The organism is uncultured Mailhella sp. (assembly GCF_944324575.1).
Lineage (GTDB): Bacteria > Desulfobacterota > Desulfovibrionia > Desulfovibrionales > Desulfovibrionaceae > Mailhella.
Genome location: NZ_CALUWV010000127.1, coordinates 1 through 5,493, shown reverse-complemented (window position 1 = coordinate 5,493; position 5,493 = coordinate 1). Strand labels below are relative to the sequence as shown.

The 5,493-nt window shown below is 56.6% G+C and carries 5 protein-coding genes and 1 pseudogene; 2 read left to right on the top strand and 4 right to left on the bottom strand.

Annotated features, from left to right (window positions below; genetic code table 11):
• The 3 genes from Q0J81_RS10375 to Q0J81_RS10365 all read right to left on the bottom strand — a co-directional run.
• Positions 1-1,135 (bottom strand): aldehyde ferredoxin oxidoreductase N-terminal domain-containing protein (locus Q0J81_RS10375; protein ID WP_294447681.1); only part of this gene is annotated, 1,135 nt, incomplete at its 3' end.
• Between the two features lie 196 nt (positions 1,136-1,331).
• Positions 1,332-1,895, bottom strand: coding sequence for a nitroreductase family protein (locus Q0J81_RS10370; RefSeq protein WP_294447679.1), 564 nt, complete (start codon positions 1,893-1,895; stop codon positions 1,332-1,334).
• 206 nt (positions 1,896-2,101) lie between these two features.
• On the bottom strand, positions 2,102-2,596 hold the full coding sequence (locus Q0J81_RS10365) for a heme-binding protein (RefSeq protein WP_294447678.1): 495 nt from the start codon (positions 2,594-2,596) through the stop codon (positions 2,102-2,104).
• 603 nt (positions 2,597-3,199) lie between these two features.
• On the opposite strand from Q0J81_RS10365, the gene Q0J81_RS10360 reads away from it, so the two are divergent.
• Positions 3,200-4,399, top strand: coding sequence for an iron-containing alcohol dehydrogenase (locus tag Q0J81_RS10360; protein ID WP_294447677.1), 1,200 nt, complete (start codon positions 3,200-3,202; stop codon positions 4,397-4,399).
• 330 nt (positions 4,400-4,729) lie between these two features.
• Positions 4,730-5,020, top strand: coding sequence for a hypothetical protein (locus tag Q0J81_RS10355; RefSeq protein ID WP_294447675.1), 291 nt, complete (start codon positions 4,730-4,732; stop codon positions 5,018-5,020).
• On the opposite strand, the pseudogene Q0J81_RS10350 reads toward Q0J81_RS10355, so the two are convergent.
• Positions 4,979-5,493, bottom strand: a pseudogene (locus Q0J81_RS10350) (aminopeptidase); the annotation flags it as partial. The gene Q0J81_RS10355 and the pseudogene Q0J81_RS10350 sit on opposite strands and share 42 nt — an antisense overlap.

Sequence of the window (5,493 nt, the reverse complement as noted above, 5' to 3'; positions counted from 1 at the left end):
AAAGTGCGGCCTTGCCGTCGCCGAGAGGAATACCGCCGCCGGCCATGGCCACACCGATGGCCACGCCGACGTCGATGGTATCCACGCCGAAGTCGTCGCACATATGGTCGAAGGTGCAGATGAGGTCGAGGTCACCGATGTTGCTGTGGGGGCCGAAGCACCACAGGGTTTCGTATTCGGGCCACTTGCTCTTGAACTTGCCCTTCTCGTCGGGGAAGATGCCGCTGCAGCGGATGATGCAGCCGCTCATGCAGCCGTGGGCCACGGCGCCTTCGCCGCCGCGTTCCTTGGTGACCTTGTTCATCATTTCGCCGGAAACGGCTTCGTGCTGTTCAAACTGACCGCAGGTGAAGTTGCGGGTGGGCAGACCGCCGGCTTCATGCAGAATGTTCACGAGAACGGCAGTGCCGTATTCGGCAAGGCCCTTGCCCGTGATGGGATGGCTGGTGAGAGCCTTGGCAAAGCGCTTGGACGCGGCCTTGAAGCCTTCTTCGTCCACGAGAGGATGGTTCTTGCCGCCCTCGGGATTGATGATGATGGCCTTGAGACCCTTGGAACCCATGACGGCGCCCACGCCGCCGCGACCGGCATGACGCTGAGGACGCAGTTCACGGTCCGTAAAGGCGATGCTGGCAGCGGTAAGCTTGAATTCACCGGCTCTGCCGATGGTCACATAGCTGCACTCCTTGCCGTACTGCTCCACGAGCTTGTCCACGGCGTCGAAGTTGTTGAGGCCGGCTACGGTGGAGGGAACGAGCTTTGCGGAATCCTTGCTGATTTCAAGCTGCCACCATTCACCTTCGGTGGCCATGTCTTCAACGATGATGGCGAGAATGCCGAGCTTGGCGAGATGGCCGCCGGGCTGGCCGCCGGAGTTGGATTCCTTGATGCCATCGGTCAGAGGGCTCTTGCAGCCCACGGAAATACGGTTGGAGTTGGGGCTGTTGGTGGCGCCGAGAAGTCCGGGGGCGAACACCAGCTTGTTGTGCGGTCCGAGCGGGGTGCAGATGGGGTTGACCTCGCGGGCCACGATGGTGGAGGTCAGGGCACGACCGCCGAGACCGGCGTATTCTTCGGGAATGTCCTCAAATACGCAGCTCTTGGTGGCCATGTTGACACGCAGGAAACGAAACATGCCGTGCTCCTTGTTTTTGGTGGATTCACAATTGAGGAAAATGTTCCTTTATGCCGACCATAAGCCCCCTGGATTTTTTTCGTCAAGGAAGAGAAAAAACAATCACGCTTTTTCTTTTGCGGTGGCATTTCGTGACCATCCGAAACGGGGAGCAAGGCTGGATACCGTCGTATGGAGCTCTGGGAAAGGACGTTTTCTACTTCGTCCAGGAGAAGAAGACCGGCGGTTTTCTGGTGCAGGGCGGCACGGCAACCTTCGTGTAGCCCATGCTCAGCGTCGACACCAGGTGGAAACTTTCGGGCACGCCGTGAGCCTTTTTGAAGGTATCATCGTCGAGCAGCGCCTCGGCAAAGCCTATCCAGCAGCAGCCTATGCCCTCGCTTTCAGCCGCCAGCATGAGATTGCCCGCAACCAGGGAGCAGTCGTACACGTTCCAGGGCGACGTTCTGTCGCCGTAGATGACGAGCACGGTACCGGCGTGGTTGAAGATGTGGTAGCGTTCGTTTTTCAGCCAGGATTCATACTGACTGAACTGCGGATAGGCGTCGATGTTCTCCAGCACCTTTTTTTTGATGCCTTCCGAGAGAGCGTCGATTTCTTCTCTGTTCTGAAGGACCACGAATCCCCAAGGCTCCATGCCGGAACCCGTGGGCGCCTTGACGGCAAGCTCGACAAGCCTCTGCAGTATTTCCTTTTCGACATGCTTGTCGTTGTAGGCGCGTATGCTGCGCCGCTGTTGTATGGCTTCAATGACGTTCATAAGGCAATTCCCATGAAAAAAAGAGTATAGGGCTGCAGGAGGCTCAGGAGAAAACGTGGCTTTTTTTAAAGAGAGCCGGAAGTCTTCGCCCGTGAACGACAAAGGGCGGATGTCCGAAAGGCATCCGCCCCATAATGGCTGTAGGATGTTCCGGAAACGGAAAGATGTCTTTTCAGGGCTGAGACGAGCTGTTCCGGAGCGCCGCGTTATTTATTGAGGGAAGCCACGCCGGCCTTGGCCACGTTGGTGTCTTCCTGCACGGATCCGCCGCTCACGCCGATGGCGCCGACCACCACGCCGTTCTTGTCCTTCAGCAGCTCGCCGCCGCCGAAAATGACCAGACCGTTGTTGGTGACTTCAATGCCGTACAGTTCACCGCCGGGCTGGGCGGCCGCGCCGAGCTCGGCGCTGGACATGTTGAACATGCGTGCCGTTTTGGCCTTCTTCATGGAAACGTCGATGCTGCCGAGGAACGCACCGTCCATGCGGCAGAAGGCCTTGAGGTTGCCGCCTGCGTCGATGACGGTGATGTTCATGGGAACGCCTTGTTTCTTGGCAAACTCAAGAGCTCCGTCCATGACCTTCTGAGCCTGTTCGAGCGTGAGATCGCCGGGGAGCTGAAGTTTGCTGGTGTCGACAGCGGCAGATGCAGGAGCGACCAGAGCGGCCAGAAGGGCGCAGGTAAGAAGAATGTGACGCATGATGCTACTCCGTGTTTTGCAAAAGGCAGGCATGGCGAAAAAGCATGCCATGCGTGCGCTTTTGGTTTTCTTTCTTATACCTCAGCGGAAAAGCCGTTTCAAGGGGAGGCGTTCGTTTTCCGGCAGCGGAAGAGCAGGGCGGAAACGGCGGCTGATCCCTTGTCTCAGGCCGAAGGGGGCTGCTGTAAAGTGGAGAACTGTTCCTATTAAAAATAGCAGATCAGAAGGGGGGCGTTTCTGTTGGTCCAAAAGAAAAAAATGGAGGAAAACTTTTTATTTTTCATTGTATTCAATGTAGTTATATTTATTTAAGAGTGTGTAGACGAAAGAGTGTTCCCACCTGGACTCCGCGGCGCAAAGTGGGTGAAAATGGGGTAATTTTGAAATAGAATTTTGAAATGGAATGGAAAAAGTTCAGCGCTTGTTTTTTAAGTAACACGGTAATATGCCATGATGATTGATTATTTTATTTATTGAGTTTTGAAATGAAAAAGTTATTTTTTTATTTTTTCAGAACCTTTGACTTTTTCACAGCAGTACCGTAGGACAAATACAGTACAAGTCTCTTATCCTCTTGCTAACTACTGCTACCAAGGAGTTACTATGAGCACTGATGTCAAATGCATGTACCAGGGTCAGATCACTTCTTTCTTCATTCCTACTGTTACTCTTGTTGGTCCCAACTGCAGTAAGGAAATTCCCTACCGCCTGAAGAGCCTTGGCGCCAAGCATCCTCTTATAGTAACCGATAAGGGTATCGTTGCCTGCGGCATCCTGAAGCAGATTACTGACATTCTCGATGAAGGCGGCGTAAGCTATGTTGTGTTCGACGGCGCTGTTCCGAACCCCACCGACAAGAACGTGCATGACGCTGCTGAAGTTTACAAGGAAAACAACTGCGACAGCCTCATCACCCTCGGTGGCGGCAGCTCTCACGACTGCGGCAAGGGCGTCGGCTTCCTCGTCAGCAACGGCGGCAAGATTCAGGACTACGAAGGCGTGGACAAGTCCACCAAGCCTTTCCCGCCCTATGTTGCCGTGAACACCACCGCCGGCACCGCTTCCGAAATGACCCGTTTCTGCATCATCACCGACGTTGCCCGCAAGGTTAAGATGGCCATTGTTGACTGGCGCTGCACTCCCAGCGTCGCCATCGACGACCCCGTCCTCATGATGGGCATGCCGCCTTCCCTCACCGCTGCTACCGGTATGGACGCCCTGACCCACGCCGTGGAAGCCTATGTTTCCACCGCGGCCACTCCCATGACCGACGCCTGCGCTGAAAAGGCCATTGAATTCATCAACCGCTATCTGCGTCGCGCCGTGGCCAACGGCAAGGATAAAGAAGCCCGTGAAGGTATGTGCTACGCTGAATACCTCGCCGGTATGGCCTTCAACAACGCCAGCCTCGGCCACGTGCATGCCATGGCTCATCAGCTGGGCGGCTTCTACAACCTGCCCCATGGCGAATGCAACGCCATTCTTCTGCCCCACGTCTGCGAATACAACCTCATCGCTGCTCGTCGCCGCTTCGGCCGCATCGCCACGCTGCTCGGCGAACGCACCGAAGGCTACACCGCCAACCAGTCCGCTGAAGCCGCTGTGAAGGCCATTCGCGAACTGTCCCGCGACGTGAACATCCCCGAAGGCCTCATCGCCCTCGGCAAGAAGTACGGCAAGGAAGTTCGTGAAGAAGACATCCCGATCATGACCGCCAACGCTCAGAAGGACGCCTGCGGCCTGACCAATCCTCGTACGATGACCGACGCTGCCGTGGCGGCCATCTACAAGAAGGCTCTGTAAGAGCGACATAACATGATGCCGGAGCAAGGCTCCGGTATCATCCTGGTACATCCACCTCCCCGATGACGGGCGCGTATGGTCGGCATACGCGCCCGTCTCTTTTTAAGAACGGGAGAGTGTCGCAAACATCCGTCAGCTCCGGATACACTGTACGGCCGCATGGCATGTACGACGTGCATTTCGCTGACGGCGGAAGTAAATTCCGCCTGCTCATGCCCGTCGGCGCGACCGCCTGAAGGCAGAAGAGAGAGTGCCATTTTATTGCGGAAACGTTGCCGTTCCGGCGCACTTCCAAGGAGAGTCCGTGCAAGGGGAAGTCCGTACGGAGCAGTGCTGCGCGAAGGACAGGGCAGAGAAGAGCAAGGAACCGTGTTTTCCTGTTTTCTGCGGTATTCCCAAAAACATGCGGCAGGAGGGGTATTTGTCGACGTCGACTGCGGAGGCGGTACGCACAGCGAACATCAGGAAGAGAAAATTCTCATGTTCCGCTCGCTGCAGCGTTTTCAGATTTCCCTGACAGGGTATGAAAAAAGGGCTGCTTCCTGGGAAACAGCCCTTTTTCGTCAAAGGGAAATGCCGTTATTTGGCTTCAAGAAAGGCCTGATAGGCCAGTTTGCTTGAATAGATGTCGGGCACGGATGCAAGTTCGAAGGGACTGTGCATGGCGAGGAGGGCAGGGCCGGCGTCCACCACGTCCATGCCGTAGGCGGCAAGGAACAGCGCCACGGTGCCACCGCCGCCCACGTCCACCTTGCCGAGCTCCGCAAGCTGCCAGGGAATGTTTTTCGCATCGAGCACGCCGCGCATCCAGCCGATGTACTCGGGATGGGCGTCGTTGGCTCCGTACTTGCCGCGGGAGCCGGTGAACTTGCAGAAGGCCACGCCGTAGCCGAAGAACGCGGAGTTCTTGAGCTCGTGACGGTCCTGCCAGTCGGGGTCCACGGCGGCGTGCACGTCGCCGGACAGGGCCTTGGTGTTCATCATGATTTTGCGGAAGGGCGTTTCCGGTTCCCAGGCTGCGGCCATGTCTTCCACGCAGTACTGGAAGAAGCGCGAGCTTGCGCCGGTGGAACCGTCGGAGCCGATTTCCTCCT